We start from the raw sequence: 23856 nt of genomic DNA on the forward strand, positions 1-23856 counted from the left end.
TAATAATGATCCAAAACTACATCAAGATCGCCTGGAAAGTGCTGCTGCGGCATCCTTTCTATACTTTTATTACTCTTTTTGGCATTAGTCTTACTTTGACGGTGCTGATGGTGCTTACTTCCTTTTTAGATCACCTTTTTGGTTCGCATTATCCTGAAAATAAGCGCAATAGGTCGCTTTATGTCGGCACTGTTGTCCAAACGGATTCCAGCGGGACTACCACTTCTTCCGGGCCGGCCAGTTTTGGGTTTCTGGTCAAACATGCCAAGTCCCTGAAATCAGCCGAAAAGGTTACGATCTTCTCCAATTTCAGTTTTTCAAATACTTATGTAGATGGTAAAAAGATCAAGCTGAATACGAAATACACGGATTCTGAATTCTGGTATGTGACCGGCTTTGAGTTTTTGGAAGGGAAGCCCTATAACGATACCCACATCCGAAACGGCGATCATGTGGCAGTGATCACCGATGCGCTGCGCGACCAATACTTTGACACAAATGGTGAAACGGTAGTCGGGCGGAATATCGAGATCGAAAACGTGATCTATAAAGTGATAGGTGTAGTCAAAGGCAGTCCGCCGACGCGATTGTATACCTATTCCGACATTTATTTCCCTTACACCGCACCGAAAAGCAACTATGAAAACAAGGGAATGCGGGGCCGTTTCGTCGCGATTGTTCTTGCGAAGGATCAGTCGGATATGCCTGCAGTCCAGTCAGAATTTGACAGTAACATTGCTCGTATACCGTTTAAAGAAATTCAGGATGGGCAGAAGTACTCAGTTTTGATCGTTAAAGCAGACAAATATTTTGACCATTTCCTGAGCACTTTTGCCAGAAGCGATTCGCAAAAGGTTATGTTCTATACTGTTGCTTCGCTGATATTACTGATGTTTATGGGGCTGCCGGCTATTAATCTTGTCAATGTAAATGTGAGCCGGATCCTGGAAAGAGCTTCTGAAATTGGTGTCAGAAAAGCCTTTGGCGCGCCTTCGAAGGCATTGTTGTGGCAATTTATTATCGAAAATATCTTCATCACTTTTATAGGAGGCCTTTTCGCGATCATTTTGTCCTCTATCGTCATCAGTTTCATCAATTCCAGCGGCTGGATCGCCTATGCCGACCTGACGATCAACATTCCGGTTTTCGCGATCAGTATTGTAGTTTGTCTGCTCTTCGGATTTCTGTCAGGCGTACTGCCCGCATTCAGAATGTCAAAGTTGAAAATTGTAGATGCTCTCAAGGCATAGCCCTAATCCCTAAAGGGACTTTTGCGAGATGTGCGTTGTGCATTTACCCTAAATCACTAAAGGGACTTCTGCGCTCGACATGAAAATCGAAAAAGCCCCTTTAGGGGTTTGGGGTATCAGCAGTAATCATTCACTCATTCAGTCATTCAAAATTTAAAAAATGCTATCACATCTCTTCAAACTCATTTGGAACAAAAAAGGGGCTCATTCTTTGCTTATTATCGAGATCTGGGCTTCGTTTATGGTTTTGTTCGGCGTGCTTTCGCTCATCGTTTATAATGTGCGTAACTATCTGCAACCCGTCGGCTTCGAATACGAACACGTATGGAACCTGGATCTGGCGAGTAACCAGGATACGCTGGAAGTAGCAGCGAAACTGGAACGTGCGCTGCAAAGGGTTAAGGCTTACCCGGAAGTGGAATCTGTGTCGAGAATGAGCAGTAACACGCCATTTTCTGCCAATCAGATGGGGAATTCAGTTACTTACAACAAAGTGGAGGTCGGCGCGGACTTTTACAGTACCGACGGCGAGCTCAGTAAGACACTGGACCTGAAGATGCTGAAAGGGCGCTGGTATCAGGAGAGTGACCGTGTGTCCAAATTTGTTCCTATTGTTATCAACAAAGCGATGGAAGACAAGCTTTTTCTGGACGAAGCGGCGATCGGGAAGGTAATAAAAGTTGATGATAAAAAATCCTTCAAAGTTGTCGGCGTTGTGGACAAGTTTAAATCGAGAGGGGAGTTCATGTCAGACGAACCGGCTGTTTTTGAGCTTCTTGCAAAAGACGATGTATGGAATGCTAATATGCTGATCAAAACCAAACCCGGAACCGATGCGAACTTTGAAGCCAAATTGGTAAAGGAAATCGCAGTGATGCTGCCAGGCTGGGGTATTGAGGTGAGTTATTTGACAGAATCACGCAAAAACAGACAGAACCTCACGCTGGTGCCCGTGCTTATTTTTCTGATTGTGAGCGGGTTTCTGCTTACCAATGTGGCGCTGGGTTTGTTTGGGATATTAAATCTGAATATCTCCAAAAGAAAGAACGAGATCGGGTTGAGAAGGGCGATGGGCGCGACGGAGGGCCGGGTAACTACTCAGTTTTTAGGCGAAATATGGGTACTTGCCAGTTTTAGCCTGCTACTTGGTTTGATCTTTGCCTTGCAATTTCCAATGATGAATGTGTTCGATCTCGATAGCGAAGTATATATTATCGCTATTTTCGCAGCTATCGTGATCATTTACCTCATCGTAACCCTATGCGCCTGGTTCCCCAGCAAACAAGCTGCAAGGATCCACCCTGCATTAGCGTTGCACGAGGAGTGACCACCCCAACCCATGGGAGGGGAAGGACCCCCAACCCCTGGGAGGGGCTTTTCCGATGTGCATGTTAAGCGCAGCAAGTCCCTTTAGGGATTTAGGGTAAATGCAGAAACGCAGCAAGTCCCTTCAGGGATTTAGGGTAAAAAGATAAATATGCTCCTGATAGTTGACGACGATATTGCGATACGTACTTCACTGACTTTACTGCTCAGAAGCGAGGGGTTTGTGGTGCAGGGAGTGGGTTCGCCGGAGGAGACTTTTGAGGTGCTGCGTACTGCAAAGCCCGAATTGATTTTGCTCGATCTTAACTTCTCTATCGAAACTTCGGGCGACGAGGGAATGCAGCTATTGCAGCGCATTAAAAAGAGTTATCCCGCTATACCAGTGATCCTGATAACTGGCTGGGGAACGATTGATCTGGCGGTGAAGGGAATGAAGGAAGGGGCGATTGATTTTATTACCAAACCCTGGCAAAACGAATACCTGATCCAGTCCGTGCGGACGATCCTGAACCTGGCGCAGCAGGAGCCGCAGTCGGAAAGCCGGCGGAAGCTTGAACAGAAATATCATTTCGAAAATATTGTAGGCAGCGACGCAAAGCTGCTGGATATCCTCAGCACAGTGGGCCGGGTAGCCGCAACCGACGCGCCCGTGCTGATCACAGGCGAAAGCGGCACTGGAAAAGAGCTGATCGCTGAGGCTATTCATTCCAATAGTAAGCGAAAAATCCGCCCATTTGTGAAGGTTAATCTGGGCGGGATTTCTTCAACCTTATTTGAAAGTGAGCTTTTTGGCCACGTGAGAGGCGCATTTACCGACGCTAAATCCGATCGGATCGGCCGGTTTGAAATGGCGAATAAGGGTTCAATTTTTCTGGATGAAATAGGAGAGCTCGATCTGTCGAGCCAGGTAAAGTTGCTGCGGGTATTGCAGGAACGGACTTTTGAGCCGCTGGGTAGCAGCAAAAGCCGGACGGTTGATGTGCGGATAATCTGTGCTACCAACCGAAATCTGGAAGAAATGGTCGCTCTGGGTACGTTTCGGGAGGATCTTTACTACCGGATCAATCTGATTACCGTCAAGCTGCCTGCGCTGCGCGAGCGGCCGGATGATATTCCATTGCTTTCAGAATTTTTTGTAAATAACCTCAAAACCATCTACCAGCGTCCCGATATCACAATTAGTCCGGGCGCGCTTAAATGGTTGAAAACGTTACAATTGCAGGGTAATATCAGACAATTGAAAAATCTGGTGGAGCGTACTGTACTGCTCTCTCCGAAGGATTTACTGGATATCGCCGATTTTCAAAAAAACCTGACCGTTGGTCAATCAGCTGCTGCTAGAAATCTGCCGGAGGTTGGGTCCATTACTTTGGAAGAAATGGAATATCAGATGATTTCAAAGGCAATGAATTTTCATCAGAACAAGATCAGTAAGGTGGCGAGGTCGCTTGGAATAACGCGGTTTGCGCTTTACCGGAGACTTGAAAAATACGGCATTTCCTTCGATCCCGACGAGCAATGAAGGTTTCTACGAGGACTAAATATATCGTTTATGTGACAGTGCTGCACCTTGTGCTGGTCCTGCTCGTATTCAAGATCCTTTCGCAGGATAAGCTGATGTTTATCCTTTCCGAAATCTTTCTTTTTCTGTCGGCTGTGGCTTCCATTCAGTTATACCGAAATTTTATGCAACCTATCCAATTTGTGAAATCCGGGATCGAGGCTATTAAGGACAAGGACTTTTCAATCAAATTTGTGCCCACAGGAAAGGGCGAGATTGATACTTTGATTGAGGTGTATAATCTGATGATCGACCAGCTTCGTGAAGAACGGACGCGACTTTACGAGCAGCATTTCTTTCTGGAAAAACTTATCGAAGCTTCGCCTATTTCCATTATTATTCTTGATTACGACAACCGGATTGAATCCCTTAATCTCAAAGCAAAGGCGCAATTTGGTACGCAGGCCGAAGGTTTAGCAGGGAAATCACTGGACGAGACCGCGCAGCCGCTGCTGGAAGAGCTGGTCAATATGCAGGATGGCGAGTCTAAGGTTGTGAAGACAAATGGTATCGTAACTTACAAAGTGCAGCGGTCGCATTTTATGGATAAGGGTTTCAAAAGGTCGTTTCTGATGCTCGAAGAACTGACGAATGAAATCCTGGAATCGGAAAAGAATGCGTACGGAAAAGTGATCAGGATGATGGCACACGAGGTGAACAATACCCTCGGCGCAACGGATTCTATTTTACAAACCACCCAAAACATCCTGCCCGACACCGATTACAGAGAGTTGAAAGAAGCACTGGGGATTGCTTCTGAGCGCAACCAGCGACTGACGCGCTTTATGCGGAATTTTGCCGATGTTGTGAGGCTTCCAATGCCTACGAGTATTCCGACGAATGTTGGTAAGCTGGTCAAAGACGTGGCTATTTTCATGGAACCGACCGCCACGGCAAAAGGAGTTGCTATGCAGGTATTTTTACCAGAAGTTGATGTGACAAAAAAGCTCGATAAGGGGCAGATGGAGCACGTGCTGGTAAATATCATCAAGAATGCGATTGAAGCCTGCGAGACCGGGAATCAGATCGAGCTATACGTTTCAGATCCAGAAATAGTGATCAGAAATAATGGGTATCCTATTGATAGCGAGCGAAGTGCGAAGCTTTTTAATCCATTTTTCAGTACAAAAAGAGACGGGCAGGGAATTGGTTTAACATTGACCCGGGAAATTCTCGCCAACCATGGTTATGGTTTTTCATTACAAACCGGGGAAAATGGCTGGACTGCCTTCACGATCGAGGTACCCGCCTGAGTCGCGTCACAGCTTCCGAATTTTGATAGTAAATGCATTCGCAGGATTTTGAACCATTAATTGATTCAGATCTTTTTCTTCAAAACCTTTCGATTTTAAATAAGGGATCAGCTTGTCGGAAATCGTGGTATACCCTCGAAATTTGCCCCCGTCGGGTTCACCCGGAGTGTACCAGCCGGCGTCATGGGAAATGAGCAGCTGGTTGAGAAGACCTTTACTTTTCAGGAAAATAATCAGTTCGCCATTAGCGGCGACGCTCTTGTCATCATCACCAATACCGTCCAGGCTCACCCAGCAGCCGCTTATTGCTGTATTTACGATCTCCTCGCGGGTTCCGTTTGCATGTACCCAAACAAATGCTTTCGGGTTGACGCCCATTTTTTTCAATATCTCGATTTCCTGATTTGCCGGAAGAGCCGGGCCTGTGTGGGAGCAAATGGTCAGTCCTGTTTTTAAATGGGTAAGTGCAGCGGCAGTAATTAGTTTTTGGTGCAATGCTGAAAGCGGGCCGCTATTCACGCCTGTTTTGATAAATCCCGGCTTTACATTCGTTCCTTCGATTCCGTTTTCAAACTCTGCGATCCACCGGGCTGCGAGTTCTTCTGCGCTTTCTGTAAATGCCCAGGCAGGCAGGTATTTATTGTCGGAAGCTCCATAGTAACCTGTGTTGGTGATAATCGTAAGCCCCGATTGTTGAGATAACTTTTGCAGCAGTTTCACATCCCGCCCGAGAAATGCCGGCGTACATTCAACCAGACTTTTGATCCCTCGTTTCTTAATTTCTAGCAAATAGGGAAGTGCTTTTTTGATGACATCCTTGTGCTTCCAGCGGTCGGGCGAGATCTTGTCCGCACCAATAAAATCGACCAGAACGTGCTCGTGGATTAGCGTGATTCCGAGGTCTGCCGGTTTTATCCTTGCATTTACTGAATTAATGAATGTGTCTTCCAGCTTCCAGTCTGCCAGAAATAGCGGCGCAACTGCGGCAGCTTTCAGGAATTTCCTGCGGGAGACTCTATTTTTCGCCCCGGCGTCCATTATTCAACAATAATAAAAGGATTAGGACTGAAAGAAATTACAAAGATGATCAGGGCGCAAATGCCAAGTATAATGCGTGGCGTATCAAGCGGCTCGTTCTCTTCGGTTTCAGGATGCTTGATACCAAGAAAACGCCCCAAAATGAATACAAATGGCAGAAATCCTGTGGAACCTTCCCAATCAGGACGCAGGTAGGAAATCGCAAATTGCGCCACCACAATGATCAGACTGACCATAAATGCAGTGCCGTTATTCTCACTCACCCTTTTGAAACAGATATAAAGCAGGTAAATGTAAAGTGCGAGATAAATAAGTTGTTCATAAAAAGCACCATCATTTCCAGTCGCGAAAGACTCAGCCTTGAACAGGCCCAAACCCGCATAGAACGCGAAAAAACCAAATAACACGGGTGCTACCACGTTGAATTTTTTCTTGCCAATCAACCCGTAAAGAATATGACCGCCATCGAGCTGGCCGATCGGAATCAGGTTGAGTGATGTGAAGAAAAGAGCCAGATAACCCGCAAATATGTAAGGGTAGTGCACCATTTCATTCGGGTGCGGCAGCAGGTTTGGATCGGCTACGTAAGTTTTGAAAAGCCAGAAAAGGATATTATCACCTAAAACGAGGTTTCCACTCGCATTATCGTAAACAAACTGCGGGTAGCTCGATCCGTAACGTGCATATTCAGGGTGAATTGTAAATATGTAATCGACCGGCGGCAAATGCGTGAATCCGTACCATAACACAGCTAATGCAGCAATAAAACCAGCCAGCGGGCCGGCAATACCAATATCGAAGAATTTCAGGCGGGAAGTAACGACGGACTTAATGCGGATAAATGCGCCCATGGTACCAATGCTTTGCGGGATCCCAAACCACAGCGGAATGTAATAGGGTAGGGTCACTTTCACCTGGTGCGCTTTGGCCACGAAGTAATGCCCGAACTCGTGGATTGTCAGAATAGCAAGAAATGGGATTGAGAAGTGCAGACCTTGTATAAACTGCGGCCAGCCCAACAGTTTTTCCTGCGTCTCAGCAGCACTGGCAGCATCCACGCCACCCAGCATCGCGTAAAAGTTGTACACAAAAGAGAAGATGTTCCCATATATCCACTCCGCGCCAGCCAGCGTCGTGGTAATGATCGTAACTACAAATAAAATTCCCTGGATCAGGTAAGTACGCGCGCTAGACTGCATAATCTTTCAGATATTCCAAAATGGTGGTAGGCTTTTGAACATGAATAACTTCAATGCCAAGTTTAGCGGCTGCCTGAATGTTGTCGTAATTATCGTCCAGGAAAAGGGTTTCTTCTGCTTTGATCCCAGCCTGGGCCAGTACTTTCTGGTAAATAAGCGGATCAGGTTTCATCACCCCCATTTCGTAGGAAAGAAATACAGTTTCGAACAGGTCCTGTAATTTCTTAACTCCGGTCGACGCTTCCAGTATTTTGTTGACCTGCGTGATATGAATGGAGCTGGTATTGCTCAGAAGAAATAACCGGTATTGGGTACCCAGATTTTTCAATAGTTCTACTCTCTCCGGCGGCAGGTCCAGCAGCAGGCTATTCCAGGCTGTATCAATCGCTTCGTCAGAAAGATCATCGAACTCCAATATTTCCCGGATAAAATTCCGGAACCCGGCTTCATCCATGGATCCCGTTTCAAACTGGCGGAATATCTCGTTTTCATTAAAAATAGCCAGAATTTCACTCTGCTCCCTGCCGCTCAGTTCGGCGAAGGATTGCGAAGCGACGGGCACATCAATGTTCAAAATGACATCGCCCAGGTCGAAAATGATATTCTTTATTCGGGTATTTTTCATTCCACTACTACGCCCATTGCGCAGAATTTGTCGATACGCTGGTCAATCCTGTCCTGATCGCTGATCGCGGCCAGTTCTTTGATATTTTCTAAAATCACCCTTTTCAGCTCCTCCGCCATCCAGTTATGATCCAGGTGGGCGCCGCCGAGCGGTTCGGAAATGATCCCGTCAATGAGCTTGTTTTTCTTCATGTCTTTCGCCGTGATCTTCATCGCCTCAGCCGCCTGCTCCTTAAAATCCCAGCTTCTCCAAAGGATCGCCGAGCAGTTTTCAGGCGAAATAACAGAGTACCACGTGTTTTCAAGCATCAATACCCTGTCGCCGATCGCAATACCCAATGCACCTCCGGAAGCGCCTTCGCCGATCACAATACAGATCACGGGCACTTTCAGCATAAACATTTCTTTCAGGTTGCGGGCAATCGCTTCACCTTGTCCGCGCTCTTCGGCTTCCATTCCTGGAAATGCACCCGGCGTGTCGATCAGCGTTACAATAGGTTTGTTGAATTTCTCGGCGAGCTTCATCAGACGCAACGCTTTCCGGTAACCTTCCGGGTTCGGCATTCCGAAGTTCCGGTGCTGGCGCTGCTTGGTATTACGGCCTTTCTGCTGACCAATCAGCATAAAAGACTGTCCGCCGACATTAGCCAGACCACCAATAATAGCCGGATCGTCACGAACCTGGCGATCACCGTGCAATTCGATAAATTCGTCGCAGATCAGCTCGATATAGTCAAGCGTGTACGGACGATCAGGGTGGCGCGAAAGCTGCACACGCTGCCAGCGCGTCAGGTTTTCAAATATTTCTTTTCGAAGATTTGTGATATTGCCTTCCAGCAAAGAAATGGCATCCGAAAAATCTACATTGTTTTCTTTTGCCAATGTCTTCATTTCTTCGAGCTTCCGTTCTAGCTCGGCCATAGGTTTTTCGAAATCCAGGTATGTTCTCATATGTAGGTTCTTGTCGTTGAGGGGGAAGTTTTCAGAGTTCGTAAGTTCTTCCCCTGGATGGTATTTCTACCGAATTATAGCCAAATTCTTGAATTTTGGATTGAAGGTCAGCCATACTCTGCTGTTCTCCGTGGACCAGGAAAATGCCTTTCAGCTTCTCTGGATCCTGCATTCTCACAAATTTCAAAAGATCGTTCTGATCTCCGTGCCCGCTAAATACGTCAATTTTTTCAATATTAGCCAAGACCGGCAATTGCTTTCCGCGTATCGATATTGTATCCTGTCCGTTCAGTAACCGCCAGCCCAAAGTGCCCTCCGAAGCATACCCGATCATTAGGATCGTGGCGTAGGGATTTCCAATATTAGCCTCCACATGCTGTTCGACGCGACCGCCCTGCACCATTCCCGAAGAAGATATGATAATGCAGGGTTCGTTATAATTTGAAACGGCCCGGCTGGCATCAGAACTTTCCAGGTAGATCAGATTTTCAAAATCGAAAAGCATATCGTTGTCTTCCTGAAAACTCCGTGCCTCCTTATTCAGCATTCGTCCGTGTTTCTGATAAACTTTCGTGCTGCTGTGCGCAAGCGGACTATCTGAGAATACTTTTATGAATGGAAATGATTTGTCGAGGTACAGCTTATTGAGCGTGTAAAGCAAAGCCTGCGTGCGGCCGACGCTGAAAGACGGAATGATCAGCCTGCCCGGAATATCAATGCAGGTACGCTTGATCACATCTGCCAGCGCCTCTACAGGCTCGGCGGTATTTTCGTGCAGTCGGTTTCCGTAAGTCGATTCGCAAACCAGGTAATCTACTTGCGGAACTTCCTGAGGGTCAATAAGGAGCGGGTAGTTTTTCCTGCCAATATCTCCTGAAAAGCAGATCCGTTTTTTCTCTCCGTTTTCAAATACTTCTACTACAATATGCGCCGCGCCGAGCAAATGTCCCGCCGCATAAAACGTAACAGTTACATTATCGGCAATGCGGTAGCGCTGACCGAAAGAGACGGGCACAAAATTGTCCATCGCTTCAAGTACATTCTTTTCAACGTAATAGTCTTTCGGAACTTCCTTCTGTTTCTTGCCGCGCTTCTTGGATCCAAGGCGCGCATTCAGCCGTTTCTGGTGCAGATTAGCGGAATCTTTCAGCAATAGTGCCGTCAATGCGAGCGTAGGCTCGGTACAAACGACCCTGCCTTCGAATCCTTCCTTATATAAATTAGGAATGTTGCCCGAGTGATCAATATGGGCGTGCGTTAAAAGTACTGTATTGATCAGGCTTGGCTCGAATGGAAAAACGCCTTTCTGCTCTTCATACCTGTTTTTTCTGCCAATCTCATCTAAGTCAAAGTCTGAGCCGCAATCAATCAAAATCCGGTAATCATCAGATTCCAACAGGAACATGCTACCGGTCACTTGTTGTGCAGCTCCCCAAAATGTCAATTTCATATAAAAATGGGGTGAAAACCTATACTGGTTTCATGCATCCGACAAAAGTACCAAAAAACCGACTGTGATTTGGACTTTACTGATTAGTTTAGATTTTGGGTCAAACATCAGGGCCACGTCAACAGCTGTTAGATAACGTTATGAAATTGCTTTCGCTTACCTGTCTTATACTTTTTTGCAAACCTCTTTTTGCCCAAAAAATTGACAGTACCGCATTAAATAACCTGCGCGACGCAGCTTTGGAGTTCCAGAATAGTGAGATCATGCGCAGCGGCTCCCTGGCGATCAGTGTGAAAGCGGTAAAAGAACGAGCGAATGTATTTGGCCTGCACCAGGAGCTATCCCTGCCCTCAGCTTCCACATTGAAGCTCGTTGCCACAGCGACTGTACTGGCGGTTTTTGGAGGGGATTTTAAATACCAAACTTTTCTGGAACACGACGGGCAGGTCAAAGGGGATAGCCTAATAGGTAACCTCTACATTCGTGGTACCGGCGACCCTTCGCTAGGCAGCGACCGTTTCACAGGCTTTCTGAAATCCGCCGAGCTGATTAATCGCTGGGTAGCGGCGCTGAAAAAGTCCGGTATCAAGCATATTAAAGGAAAAGTACTGCCCGACGCGTCGTTTTTTGACAATAGTACCGTAGCGAGTACGTGGATCTGGGGAGATATGGGAAATTATTACGGAGCGGGGGTGCAGGGGCTTAATTTCAACGAAAACCTCTACCGCGCCAAATTCAAACCCGGCGTAGAACCTGGTGATCCTGCTACTTTTCTGGGTATTGAGCCCGCGATTCCTTACCTGACTTTTACAAATCAGGTTACGACGGGTGAAAGAGGATCAGGTGACAAAACGATTCTATACAGCAGTCCGCTCGGAAACCGCGTGGTACTGACGGGAACTGTACCGGCCGGGCAGGCGACATTTTCGGTAAAAGGCTCCATTCCAAATCCGGCCGAATATGCAGCTTTTGCATTGAAAACAGCCTTAGGGAATGCGACAGTGTCAATTTATGACCAAAATCTACCAGCTTCGGGCGCGCCTCCGGCAGCAATTCAGAGAAAGGTATTGGACGAATATAAATCGCCTGCATTGCGGGAACTCTGTCAGCAAACGAACTTTTGGAGTATTAATCTTTACGCCGATACATTTCTAAAACAAGCTGGAAAAAGACTTTCAGGCCAATCCGATTTCGACAATGCCGCGAAAGCTGTAACGAGTTATTGGTTGGGTAAAGGAGCCGATTTGAGGGGTTTTTATATCAAAGACGGCAGCGGCCTTTCTCCCTCAGGCTCAATTACAGCAGGCAGTTTGACAGAAATTCTAAATCTCGCGAATAAGGACGCCAGCTTCGATGACTTTTACAAAAGCATTGCGGTTTTAGGTCAAAATGGTACAGTAAGAAATCTGGCAAAAGGAACAAAGGCGGCGGGTAATGTGCATGCCAAAAGTGGTTCTATCGAAGGCACGCGGGCTTATGCGGGTTATTTCACTTCCAGGGCGGGGACTTTGATGAGTTTTACGATAATCGCAAACAAATATATGCCGGGCAGTCAGCGTATTGTTTCCGACGAGCTTGTAAAGCTTATGAGCTTAATGGCACAATTGTGACAAGTCTTGCATAGTTTTACAGGATATTTCCAATGCAAAATCAGGCTATGAAGAAAATTGACGTATGTGTAATCTACTACGGAAAACCCTACCAGACCATTATTTCGATACTTTCCCTGCTGAAATTCAGCGGGCAGCACATTAACAAAATATATATAACCGTTGAAAAGACACAGCCTTACGACAAGTTCGGCGATGTGTACCACGTCATCAAAACGATCAGCCCGCTGATCGCGGTCGACCTGTATTACCCCAAAATTTTCTACCAGCTGGGTTACCTCGATTACGACCGCACCAAACGAGATAGCACTTATCGCTACCAGATCCCTTATCAGTACGCGCTGGAAAAAGCAGAAAGTGAATACCTGTTTATCATGCACAATGACATGGTTTTTTACCGTGATATGATCGGCGAAATGCTGCCTGTTTTCCAGGATCCGAATGTAGCCGGAACGGGCTCGATCGGTCAGTGCTGGTCTTGCCCGGGTTTTTCAGCAAAACTGTGTCACGGTTCCAAATTCGAGCAATATGTTCCCACGCAAGCCGAAGCGATCGCTTTACACCAGGCTTATGATACCCCTCGGAAAGAAAAGGATATTGAAGTACTTGAAACAGGACGCGTACATCCAATGCCCGAATGCAGGCTGAATGAATATGCCTGTATGATCAACCTCGCGCTATACCGGCAGCAAACTCTGCCGAAGGGAGACAATGTATGTTTTGGAGGAAACTGGGGCTTCACCGCGGATCTGGGGACCGGCTGGTTTCATCAGATGGTTAACCAGGGATTTCGGTTCCAGCATTTCGTTTTGGAAGATTACGCTTCACATTCCCAGTTCAACCCGATCGGGCAGGGGATACACGCCTATTCCAAGCAGGATAACTATAACCTGAGCGAGGCGAATGCATTGCAGTATCTCAAAGAAAACTACAATACCGACGCCGCGCTAGATAGTAAATACAAATTCCTGGCAAAAGTGCGGAATGTGAAAGGGAAGCTGGATAAATTCGAAACCCTGTGGATTCACCGAGCTAAGAAGGTTTACAGGAAGTTACGGGGGTAGGCGTTGTATTCGTCACGCTGAGCGCAGCCCTGTCACGCTGAGCGTAGCCTTTTGTCAAGCTGAGCGCAGCCGAAGCTTCGTACACGTCGCTTGTCACCCTGAGCGGAGTCGAAGGGCACGTGCACTTCGACTCCGCTCAGGGTGACAAAAGCACATTATAACTTGATATCATTTTACCTCCTCGATCATAAAATTGTGATTCGTATAAATACAAAGGTCGGCCGCGACTGTCAAACCTTCCCTTACCATTTCTTCGGCAGTCAAATGCGGTGCGTGCTTTTTTAATGCCTGTGCTGCGGACAATGCAAAGTTACCTCCCGAGCCGATCGATGCGATCCCATTTTCAGGTTCCAATACATCGCCGGTTCCGGATATTACCAGGATTTCGTCTTTGCTGGCGGTGATCATCATCGCTTCCAGTTTTCTCAGATATCTATCTGTGCGCCAGTCTTTTGCCAGTTCAATAGCGGCGCGTTTCATATTGCCGCCGTACGCATTTAGTTTTTCTTCAAATCTTTCGATCAATGTAAATGCGTCGGCCGTGGAACCGGCGAAACCTGCCAGGATCTTTCCGCCCTGCAATACCCTGATCTTCTTTACATTTCCTTTTGCAACCGTATTGCCCATCGTCGCCTGGCCGTCAGCGCCCAGTGAAACGGTTCCATTATGAAGTACTCCAAGTACGGTCGTCGCGTGTATTTTTTTCATGAATAAAATGCTGAATTGATTCGATCAAATGCGAGTTTAAAACAAAAGTGCCAGACCGGATAGCCTGACACTTTGTTCATTTTGTAATATTTCCAATCACTGATATTGTCACTAAACCAGCATGCTCATCGGCTCTTCCAACAGTTTTTTAACTGTCAGCAGGAATTGGGCAGCAGTTGCGCCATCCACCACGCGGTGATCGGCAGACAATGTCACTTTCATGATATTGGTCGGGTACACCGTTCCGTCTTCTTTGAATGCCGCTACCTTTTTAATACCACCCACAGCCAGGATACAAGAATCCGGCGGGTTAATAATCGCAGTGAATTCATCTACGCCAAACATACCCAGATTGGATACTGAGAATGTATTTCCTTCCCATTCTTTCGGCTGCAATTTTTTGTCTTTCGCTTTTCCGGCCAATTCTTTTACTTCGCCAGAAATCGCAGAAAGCGTCTTTTTGTCAGCATCGCGCACGACCGGTACCAGCAAACCTTCGTCTACCGCCACAGCCACACCTATATTCACATAATTGTATTTTCTGATCTTATCTCCGAGCCACGCCGAGTTCACAGCAGGATGTTGTCTCAATGCAACCGCGCACGCTTTGATCACCATATCGTTGAATGAGATCTTCGCAGGGCTCACTTCATTCAATTGCGGACGAAGTGTCATTGCTTTGTCCATCACGATTTCCATGGTTACATAGAAATGTGGCGCGGTGAATAAGCTTTCGCTCAATCTGCGTGCAATGGTTTTACGCATTTGCGAGATCGGCGTATCTGTAAAGTCGCCGGGCGTCGACACGCCGGATGCAGGAGCCGCAGGAGCGCTAGCTGCTTGTTCTGCCGGTTTCTGAGCTGCGGCAGGTTCTGCTGCTTTTTCAGGAGCGGCAGCTTTGGCGGCGGGTTTGAATTCGTCCACATCGCGTTTCACGATACGGCCATAGTCACCGCTGCCTTCTACCTGGCTCAGGTTAATTCCTTTTTCGTCTGCCAGACGTTTCGCAAGGGGAGAAGCTTTAATGCGTTCCCCTGAATCTGCTACTGAAACTGATTTTTCTGCACCGTTATCACTTGCAGAAGCTTCTTTGCTTTCTGCCGCAGGAGCTGCTTCGGGAGCTGCTTCGCCGTTTTCACGGGCGATCAATGCTTCTGCATTCGCACCTTCCTCACCGATTACTGCGATAATACCGTCAACAGGCACAGATTCGCCCTCTTTGATACCTATGTACAGCAATGTACCGTCTTCGTATGCTTCCAGCTCCATCGTAGCCTTGTCGGTCTCGACTTCCGCCAGTATATCGCCTGATTTTACTTTGTCACCTACTTTTTTCTGCCAGGAAACCAAAGTTCCCTCCTCCATCGTATCGCTCATTTTTGGCATACGAACCACCACTGCATTGATTTTCTCTGTGGAAGCTGCCGGAGCAGCGGCTGCCGGAGCAGCAGCAGGTTTGCTGGCTGGTTGTTCGGGAGTAGCAGTTTCGATCGCAGGAGCAGAAGCTTCTGCCTTAGGCTCTTCTTTGGGAGCTGCCTCGGCACTTCCGTTGGATGCAGCACCGTTGCCGCTACCTCCTTCAAGCAGTGATTTGTAATCTTCACCTTCCGAACCTACAACCGCCATTACACCGTCAACAGGCACTGAATCACCTTTATTTACTCCGATATACAGAAGTGTACCGTCATAGTAAGACTCCATTTCCATCGTGGCTTTATCGGTTTCGACTTCGGCCAGGATATCTCCGGATTTTATTTTATCACCTACTTTTTTGTGCCATTCTGCGATAACACCTTCTTCCATGGTGTCGCTCATTTTGGGCATACGAATTACTTCTGCCATATCGCTTGTTAAGGTATTTTAGTTTCTTGGTCTAAAAATTAGATTTTAGTCAAAATTACAACAAAAGGCCAATTTTGCACCCGGTTTGAAGATAATAATGAACTCCTGACTTTTTAATTGATCTTCAAAACGGCCATAAATGCCTCCTGCGGAATCTCCACATTTCCTACCTGACGCATTCTCTTTTTACCTTTTTTCTGTTTTTCAAGAAGTTTCCTTTTACGGGAAATATCACCTCCGTAGCATTTCGCCAAAACGTCTTTTCGCATTGCTTTCACCGTTTCGCGGGCAATGATTTTCTGACCGATCGCAGCCTGGATCGCGATTTCGAACATTTGACGAGGGATCAGTTCACGCAATTTTTCACAAAGCTTTTTACCCCACTCGTAAGATTTCGACCTGTGCACGATCGCCGACAATGCATCCACCGGTTCGCCATTGAGCATTACATCCAGTTTCACCATATCCGACTCCTGATAACCAGCCAGTTCGTAATCCAGCGAAGCATAGCCGCGCGAGATCGTTTTAAGTTTGTCAAAAAAGTCGAAAACAACTTCTGCCAATGGAATAAGAAATTGTAATTCCACCCGCTCGGAAGTAAGATAAACCTGATTTTTGAGTATACCCCTTTTATCCATACACAAATTCAGGATCGGGCCGATGTAATCGGATTTCGTGATGATCTGTGCATTAATATAAGGTTCTTCAATCGTTTTTATAAAGTTAGGCTCAGGCATCTCGGAAGGTGCACTGATATTCATCAGTTTGTCTTTTGTATTCAAAACACGGAATTGCACGGAAGGAACGGTCGTAATTACCGTCATGTCAAACTCACGTTCAAGCCTTTCCTGTACAATTTCCATGTGCAGCATGCCCAGGAAGCCGCATCGGAAACCGAAGCCAAGTGCCGCCGAAGTTTCCGGCTCCCACACAAGTGCCGCGTCGTTCAGCTGCAACTTTTCCATCGCTTCGCGCAGCTCTTCGAATTCGCTGGTATCTACCGGATAAATACCCGCAAAAACCATTGGTTTTACCTCAGAAAAGCCTTGTATTCCCTCGCTGGCCGGTCTGTCTATGTGGGTAAATGTATCGCCCACTTTCACTTCCTTGGCCACTTTAATACCTGATATCAGGTAACCTACGTCGCCGCATTCCACCACCTGTTTCGGGATTTGTGCCAAACCGAGCGTACCGATTTCATCAGCTATATATTCCTTGCCCGTCGCCATAAACTTGACGCGGTCGCCTTTTCTTATGCTGCCGTTTTTAACCCTGAAAATAACTTCAATACCGCGGTAAGAGTTAAACACGGAGTCGAAAATCAGCGCCTGCAATGGAGCCTTCGGATCGCCTACGGGAGCAGGAATGCGTTCAATAATCGCACTTAAAATAGCCTCAATCCCGATTCCTTCCTTGCCGCTTGCCGGGATAATATCCTCGCGCTTGCAGTCAAGCAGTTCTACCATCTCATCCTTGATCTCCTCCGGCCTTGCACCGGGAAGGTCAATTTTATTCAATACCGGAATGATCACCAGATCGTGGTTGATCGCAAGATATAAGTTTGAAATTGTCTGGGCTTCAGTGCCTTGCGAAGCGTCTACAAGGAGTAAAGCACCTTCGCAGGCCGCAATCGAGCGGGATACTTCATAGGAGAAATCGACGTGGCCGGGCGTGTCGATCAGGTTAAGAATGTATTCTTCTCCTTCATAAATGTAGTTCATCTGGATCGCGTGGCTCTTGATCGTGATTCCTCGCTCGCGTTCCAGGTCCATATTGTCCAGCAGCTGCGCCTGCATTTCGCGCTTGGTTACGGTTTTGGTAAATTCCAAAAGGCGGTCAGCCAATGTACTTTTGCCGTGGTCAATATGGGCAATAATGCAAAAATTACGGATTTTCTTCATGAAAATAGTTACTATTCCAACGCTTTGAAGTTCAATTTGGGCTCAAAGCAACCACAAAATTACGAGGGTAATTAATATTTCAACTCCTTTTCTCAGCTATCTTAAAACTATTAAAGCGAGAATGCCCAAATTCCCGCTTTAATAAGTCTCTGCCTTGCCGGCAGGTATAATTCAGGGTTAGTCCAGAGATACCATCGCTTTGATCACCCCGTTTGCAGGGTCGAGCCAGGATTCGAAACTATCTTTCACCCGATCGAAAGCCACCCGATGTGTAATGTAGGTTTTTGGGTCAACCAGGCCGCTTTTCATACTTGCAATTACGTGCTCGAAGTCGGCGCGGGTTGCATTGCGGCTGCTCATTAATGTGGCTTCCCGTTTGTGAAATTCGGGGTGGCTGAATGAAATATCGCCTTTTTGCAAACCTACCAGTACATATCTCCCGCCGTGGGCAAGGTAGGTAAATGCAGTATTGATCGCACGCAGACTGCCGGTGGCGTCGATGATCACGGTTGGCATTTCACCGTCGGTGAGGTTGGCGAGCGTGGCCGGCACGTTTTCGGTCAATGCATTGATAGTATGTGCTACGCCCAATTTTTCTTTGCAAAAAGCCAGTCTTGAATCGTTAATATCCAGTGCGATCACATGGACGCCCGCTATTCTTGCAAATTCCATAGTTCCGAGACCAATAGGCCCGGCGCCTACAACCAGCACATTTTCGCCTTTTTGAACCATCGCTCTCCGCACACCGTGTGCGCCGATCGCCAGCGGTTCTACCAATGCAAGTTCGTCAAAGCTTAGCCCGTCGCCGTGAACCAGGGAATAGGAGGGGACGGAGAGGTACTCCACCATCCCGCCGTCAATATGTACGCCGGAAACTTTTAAACTGGTGCAGCAATTGGGTTTTCCGTTCCGGCAGGCGACGCACTTTTTACAGTTGAAATAGGGGATAAATGTGACAATTTCGCCTACGGAAAAATCGCCGCGATCTGTTTCCACAATTTCTCCGGCCAATTCGTGACCCAATATTCTTGGATAATTAAAGAATGGCTGGGTACCTTCAAATGCATGCAGGTCGGTGCCGCAAATGCCGATGCGCCTGATGCGGAGCAATGTATGTCCTTCCTGACTGGCAGGAGTGAGGGTATCTTCGTAAGAAAATTGCCCTGGTGTGGTGCAAACCAGCGTTTTCATTATAGTAACGTTAATTTTTCGTTGAGAAAATGGCGGCTCTGAATTATGAATTGGCCAGCGCGCGGTCCAAATGCACATAACCTCCGTCTACATAGATCAGCTGGCCCGTGGTGTGGCTTGAACGTTGTGAAAGCAGAAACACGGTCATATTCGCTATTTCTTCCGAGGTTGTCATTCGGTTTTCCAGCGGAATATGGGCAGTGATTGATTGTAGTTTTTCAGCAGGATTTGGCAAAGTTTCTATCCAGCGCTCGTAAAGTGGCGTCCAGCATTCGGCCACGATCACCGAATTGACCCGGATCCCGTATTTCAAAAGCTCCACGGCCCACTCCCGCGTCAATGCATTTCTGCCGCCGTTTGCCGCCGCGTAAGCCGAAGTGCCGCCCTGGCCCGTATCCGCCGTTTTTGAACTGATATTTACAATTGCACCTTTGGATTCTTTTAAAGCAGGTAAAGCGTAATGCGCCATTAAATAGTAATGCACTACATTCTTGTGAAGTGAGGCGATAAATCCGTCATAATCACCGTTTTCCAGACCTACGCCATCGTTTACGCCCGCGTTGTTTACGAGGCCGTCGATTCTTCCGTATTTTTCTATCACTGCTTTAACTGCCTTTTCGGATTCTTCCGGGCGGGTCAGCTCAGCTGCTACCTGAAAGGATTCAAAGCCTTTTGAAGCCAGCTCGGTCACCAGTTTCTGGTTATCATTTTCATTTCTGCCCACAATAACCGGAATCGCGCCTTCTTTGGCCAAAACCTGAACAATACCTTCGCCAATGCCCTTTGCACCGCCTGTGACTATGATTATTTTATTAAAAAGCTGTAAATCCATGGTATTCAAATTGAAATAAAACCGAAATCGATGAATGTTAATGCGCCGTGCCCAGCGTTACTTTTTTAATCTTATTGTTCCTGATTGCGAAGTATAGTACTACCAGAAAGCAAACCGCCGGTACCACATACGCCGTTTGTATGGACGAAATATCCGACACCTGACCCATAATTACAGGAAAAAAAGCACCGCCAACGATGGACATGATCACCAGCGAGGAGCCTATTTTGGTTTTCTCCCCAAGACCTCTGATACTTAATGCAAATATGGTCGGGAACATGATCGACATGAAGAACTGAACGCCGACGAGCGCATATACTGCTGCCATACCCGTGGTAGTCACCGCCAATGCAAGCAGCACCACGTTGATCACGCTATAAAGTGCCAGCAGACGGGGAGGAGCCACAAAACGCATCAGATAAGTACCTATAAACCGGCCGATCATAAAGCTTAGAAACGCGCCGGATAACAAGTAAGCCGCCGTCTTCTCATCAATACCAGCCACTTTATCCGCGAAACGAATGAAAAAGCTGCTGATACAAACCTGCGCACCCACATAGAAAAATTGGGCTAGTGTGCCCAGCAGCAGATTTTTTTCACCCCAAATCGAGCCGCTCACTGCCCCGGGAGTTTCCTCTTCATCTTTTATTTCGGGAAGCGTTGTGCGCCAGATCAGAATTGCTACCAAAAGCACCACAATACCGATCACTATAAAAGGTACCTGTACCGAAGCCGCTTCTGCATTCAGGTAAGTATCAAGTTCTTCACCCGACATTGCCAGCTGCTCCTGGTCGGTAAGCGTTTTGCCGGAAAGAATGAATGTACCTCCCATTAAAGGCGCCAGAAAAGCGGCGAGGCCGTTAAAAGATTGTGCAAAATTCAACCGCTGCGTCGCTGAGTCAGGGTCGCCGAGCACAGTTATATAGGGATTTGCAGCCGTTTCAAGCATGGTAAGCCCGCTGGCGATGATGAACAATGCGATCAGGAAAAAGCCGAAATGCCGCATTTCTGCTGCGGGATAAAATAGGAATGTGCCGAATGCAAATAGGAGCAAGCCGAGGGTAATTCCAGCTTTATATCCGAATCGTTTCATGAATAGTCCGGCAGGAAGCGCGATCAGGAAGTAGGCAATATAAGAAGCGGAGTCAATAAGCGCAGATTCAAAGTCGCTGAGCTGGCAGGCTTTCTTTAAATGCGGGATCAGAATCGGATTGAGATTGAGGGCAAAACCCCAGAGAAAAAATAACGATGTGATAAGAATAACAGCCAGCCGCGTTTTACGATCGGTCATAGAGGTCGGAATTAGTGATGCAGGTATAAGTGTAAAATAAGACAATTCAACTCAAAGGTGTTTTATTTTTTTTATACTGAATCCGACCTCCAAACGGTAGCTACCTCATATTGAGCAGGTATTGCAACTCGTCTTTCTTCCGTCGCGATACTTCCACCCGCGAGCCGTCCCGGAGGATGATAAATTCGCTGTTATTACTGATGCGGACCACGTGATCGAGGTTCACCAGGTGTGATTTGTGCGTGCGCAGAAACTGGGACTGTTCGAGAACATGCTCAAAATGTTTGAGTGTTTTGCTGGCTAAAAATGGACGTTTGTCTGTAAAATGTATTATTGTGTAGTTGCGATCCGCTTCGAGGCGCAGGATTTCGTGTGTAGAGAAGAAGAAAACACCTGAGTTTGACGGAACCGCTAGGCGAAAGTCCCTCACTTCTCTCTTTTCAATTTTTCTAAGAAAATTGTCGTGCAGCTGCCTTTTCTGGTTTTTTAAATCGCGCTTTTTCTGGTGCCGCTTCACGACGCGGATCAGTTCGTCGGGATCAAGAGGTTTTAGCAGAAAGCCTAGTGCGCTGAACTGCACTGCCTGAATCGCATATTTGTTGTAAGCAGTCGTAAAGATGACGTCGAAGTCGGGGTCAGGGAATGCGTCGAATAACTCGAACCCGTTTTGGTTGGGCATTTCAATATCGAGAAACACGATGTCGGGAGCGTAAAAATCCAGAATTTCCTTCGCTTCCTGCACAGAGCAGGCTTCTCTGATCTCAGATATTTCAGGTACAAATGTGCGGATATGGTATTGCAGCACATTACGCGCACGCAGTTCATCGTCAACTATTAAAACTTTTATCATAGTGTGGAAGGGGATTAGACTTGCGGACTTGTAGTTTCTGCTAAGTTTTCTCCGCAAGGTAAGTGTGGGAGCCGCATCTGTCGGTTTTAATGTGTAAGTGGTACAAGCCGATTATTAAAAGGAAGCTTCAAAATCCCCGCTAATTTCCATTTAGTCACCGCGGCTAGCCGCAGGCTAATTGAACTAGTCGTCCTTTCCGTAGGAGGTTATGTTTGTGATTCATTCACTTACTGATGAATCACTCAATTTCTTAACTATGAAAATGTATCAAATTCTGCTCGCTTTTCTCTTCCTTACTCAGTTCTCATTTGCCCAGGCTCCGGAAAAATTCAGTTTTCAGGGTGTAGCCCGGAATGCGGAAGGCAAATTGGTCGCCAGCCGCGATGTAAGTATCCGCATCTCAATTCGTCCGGAAACTGCACTAGGCAGCCCGGTTTACCAGGAAACACACACAGCCAAGACTACGGCAAATGGTATTTTCACTATCCAGGTAGGCGGAGGCGCAGGTCTGTCTGGCCAGATGAACAACATTGACTGGAAATCCGGCAAGTATTTCCTGCAAGTTGAAATGGACATAGATGGTGCCGGTAATTATACAGATTTTGGTATAACGCAGCTATTGAGCGTGCCTTATGCTATTCATGCTACGGAATCTGTCGAAGCGGCTAGTGCTCAGCATGCGAATACGGCGGATGAAGCGGGGAGGTGGAAGAATGATGATCCGATTGTGCAAGAAGGTATGTTGCAAGAGGGAGCGGAGGTATCTAATTTAGAATGGATCCCAAACAGAGTTAGGTTGATGTGGTATCCAAAAAAGGCAGCTTTCCGATTTGGGCGATTGCATGGAAGCACCGTTTGGTCCGACAATACTATAGGAGACTTTTCCTTTGCAGGCGGAGTAAATGCCATTGCAAGCAAAAGTCATTCATTTGCATATGGATCAGAAGCAACCGCTACAGGGAATGATGCCATTGCGCTTGGGCAAAGTGCAGAGGCTACTGGAAAAACATCTATCGCGTTTGGGTTTTTAGCGAAGGCTATAGGCGATCTCTCGATCGCAATAGGAACAGAAGTTAAGAGTTTTGGATCGAATTCAGCAGCATTAGGATTTAACGTCCAAAGCAATTCAAGATTTGGTGTTGTATTGGGAGCCGCCAATGATATTTCGGATGCAGTTGAGGATGAAATTAAGCCAACCCAACGTCTTTTTCAGATAGGTAATGGCGATGTGAAATCATATGCCGCTCGCAGTAACGCACTCACAATCCTACGCAATGGTAATGTTGGAATTGGGAACAATGCACTAGCGCCAACACACATACTAGACGTTGGAAGCAGGATTCGGTTGAGAAGTAATGAAGGAGCTAACACTGCGGGGCTATTTTTAGATAATTTAAATAATGTTCCATATTGCTTTATTGGAGGTGTTAATGATTCAGAGGCGGGATTTTACTTTGAGGAAGGTGCGGCATGGCGATTCAAGGTGAACAAAAATGGTAGCGCGTGGCTAGCGGGCACTCTTACGCAAAATTCTGATATCCGACTGAAAGAATACCTGAAACCACTTAACGGAAGTCTTGGAAAACTCTATGATTTAAAAGGATACCATTACCAATGGAAAGACAAAACCAGAAGTCAGGCATTACAAACGGGTTTGATCGCCCAGGAAGTTGAAACGGTTTTCCCTGAGCTGGTCGAAACAGATAAGGAAGGTTATAAGTCCGTTAACTACATTGGTTTAATCCCGCACTTACTGGAAGCTGTAAAGGAATTGAAGCAGGAGAACAGCCGGTTGAGTGATGAAAATGCAAAGCTGACTTCGAAAGCAAATGAATTTGGCGACCTGGAAAAAAGGTTGGAAGCAATAGAAGCGAGTCTGGCAAAAGATCCTTCAATTTCAGTTAAATAACACTAC

General features: G+C 46.8%; 19 protein-coding genes. 7 read left to right on the top strand and 12 right to left on the bottom strand.

Going from position 1 to position 23856, the window contains the following annotated elements; translation table 11 throughout:
• Positions 1-5 precede the first annotated feature (5 nt).
• The 4 genes from LZG94_RS24215 to LZG94_RS24230 all read left to right on the top strand — a co-directional run bounded on the left by LZG94_RS24215 (position 6) and on the right by LZG94_RS24230 (position 5390).
• Positions 6-1250: an ABC transporter permease gene (locus LZG94_RS24215; RefSeq protein WP_233794244.1), complete on the top strand. Its 1245-nt coding sequence runs from the start codon at positions 6-8 to the stop codon at positions 1248-1250.
• Between the two features lie 160 nt (positions 1251-1410).
• Entirely contained in the window at positions 1411-2577 is a 1167-nt protein-coding gene (locus tag LZG94_RS24220) for an ABC transporter permease (protein WP_233794245.1), read from the top strand.
• A 150-nt stretch (positions 2578-2727) separates the two neighbouring features.
• Positions 2728-4098, top strand: coding sequence for a sigma-54 dependent transcriptional regulator (locus LZG94_RS24225; protein WP_233794246.1), 1371 nt, complete (start codon positions 2728-2730; stop codon positions 4096-4098).
• On the top strand, positions 4095-5390 hold the full coding sequence (locus LZG94_RS24230) for a PAS domain-containing sensor histidine kinase (protein WP_233794247.1): 1296 nt from the start codon (positions 4095-4097) through the stop codon (positions 5388-5390). Before LZG94_RS24225 ends, LZG94_RS24230 begins: the two co-directional genes overlap by 4 nt.
• 6 nt (positions 5391-5396) lie before the next feature.
• Here LZG94_RS24230 and LZG94_RS24235 read toward each other — a convergent pair whose 3' ends face one another.
• From LZG94_RS24235 to LZG94_RS24255, 5 genes are read right to left on the bottom strand one after another with little or no spacing between them, the layout of a single operon-like run.
• A complete protein-coding gene (locus LZG94_RS24235; RefSeq protein WP_233794248.1) occupies positions 5397-6428 on the bottom strand; it encodes a phosphotriesterase in 1032 nt (343 codons plus the stop codon).
• On the bottom strand, positions 6428-7627 hold the full coding sequence (locus LZG94_RS24240; protein WP_233794249.1) for a site-2 protease family protein: 1200 nt from the start codon (positions 7625-7627) through the stop codon (positions 6428-6430). Before LZG94_RS24240 ends, LZG94_RS24235 begins: the two co-directional genes overlap by 1 nt.
• A complete protein-coding gene (locus LZG94_RS24245) occupies positions 7617-8252 on the bottom strand; it encodes an HAD family phosphatase (RefSeq protein WP_233794250.1) in 636 nt (211 codons plus the stop codon). Before LZG94_RS24245 ends, LZG94_RS24240 begins: the two co-directional genes overlap by 11 nt.
• Positions 8249-9202 carry an acetyl-CoA carboxylase carboxyltransferase subunit alpha gene (locus LZG94_RS24250; protein WP_233794251.1) on the bottom strand — a complete coding sequence of 318 codons (954 nt, stop codon included), beginning with the start codon at positions 9200-9202 and terminating at the stop codon, positions 8249-8251. Before LZG94_RS24250 ends, LZG94_RS24245 begins: the two co-directional genes overlap by 4 nt.
• Before the next feature lie 31 nt (positions 9203-9233).
• Complete coding sequence (locus LZG94_RS24255) at positions 9234-10652, bottom strand: MBL fold metallo-hydrolase RNA specificity domain-containing protein (RefSeq protein ID WP_233794252.1); 1419 nt, start codon at positions 10650-10652, stop codon at positions 9234-9236.
• A 140-nt stretch (positions 10653-10792) separates the two neighbouring features.
• Between LZG94_RS24255 and dacB the strand changes: the two genes are divergently transcribed.
• Complete coding sequence (dacB, locus tag LZG94_RS24260) at positions 10793-12262, top strand: D-alanyl-D-alanine carboxypeptidase/D-alanyl-D-alanine-endopeptidase (RefSeq protein WP_233794253.1); 1470 nt, start codon at positions 10793-10795, stop codon at positions 12260-12262.
• Positions 12263-12309: 47 nt separating this feature from the next.
• Entirely contained in the window at positions 12310-13326 is a 1017-nt protein-coding gene (locus tag LZG94_RS24265; protein ID WP_233794254.1) for a hypothetical protein, read from the top strand.
• A gap of 168 nt (positions 13327-13494) precedes the next feature.
• Here the strand turns inward: LZG94_RS24265 and hslV are convergent, their stop codons facing one another.
• The 7 genes from hslV to LZG94_RS24300 all read right to left on the bottom strand — a co-directional run bounded on the left by hslV (position 13495) and on the right by LZG94_RS24300 (position 21941).
• Positions 13495-14034, bottom strand: a complete 540-nt coding sequence (hslV, locus tag LZG94_RS24270; RefSeq protein WP_233794255.1) for an ATP-dependent protease subunit HslV — start codon at positions 14032-14034, stop codon at positions 13495-13497.
• Positions 14035-14145: 111 nt separating this feature from the next.
• Entirely contained in the window at positions 14146-15876 is a 1731-nt protein-coding gene (locus LZG94_RS24275) for a pyruvate dehydrogenase complex dihydrolipoamide acetyltransferase (protein WP_233794256.1), read from the bottom strand.
• A 113-nt stretch (positions 15877-15989) separates the two neighbouring features.
• The gene (gene lepA / locus LZG94_RS24280) at positions 15990-17777 is read right to left on the bottom strand and encodes a translation elongation factor 4 (protein WP_215232045.1); all 1788 of its coding nucleotides are present in this window, start codon (positions 17775-17777) and stop codon (positions 15990-15992) included.
• Between the two features lie 177 nt (positions 17778-17954).
• A complete protein-coding gene (locus LZG94_RS24285; protein WP_233794257.1) occupies positions 17955-18968 on the bottom strand; it encodes a zinc-binding alcohol dehydrogenase family protein in 1014 nt (337 codons plus the stop codon).
• Positions 18969-19011: 43 nt separating this feature from the next.
• Positions 19012-19800: an SDR family oxidoreductase gene (locus LZG94_RS24290; RefSeq protein ID WP_233794258.1), complete on the bottom strand. Its 789-nt coding sequence runs from the start codon at positions 19798-19800 to the stop codon at positions 19012-19014.
• Between the two features lie 37 nt (positions 19801-19837).
• Positions 19838-21091 carry an L-fucose:H+ symporter permease gene (gene fucP, locus LZG94_RS24295; protein WP_233794259.1) on the bottom strand — a complete coding sequence of 418 codons (1254 nt, stop codon included), beginning with the start codon at positions 21089-21091 and terminating at the stop codon, positions 19838-19840.
• Positions 21092-21191: 100 nt separating this feature from the next.
• Positions 21192-21941, bottom strand: coding sequence for a LytTR family DNA-binding domain-containing protein (locus LZG94_RS24300; RefSeq protein WP_233794260.1), 750 nt, complete (start codon positions 21939-21941; stop codon positions 21192-21194).
• A 256-nt stretch (positions 21942-22197) separates the two neighbouring features.
• Between LZG94_RS24300 and LZG94_RS24305 the strand changes: the two genes are divergently transcribed.
• On the top strand, positions 22198-23850 hold the full coding sequence (locus LZG94_RS24305) for a tail fiber domain-containing protein (protein WP_233794261.1): 1653 nt from the start codon (positions 22198-22200) through the stop codon (positions 23848-23850).
• Positions 23851-23856: the final 6 nt, after the last annotated feature.

It is taken from the genome of Dyadobacter sp. CY343 (genome assembly GCF_021390335.1).
Classification (GTDB): Bacteria; Bacteroidota; Bacteroidia; order Cytophagales; family Spirosomataceae; genus Dyadobacter.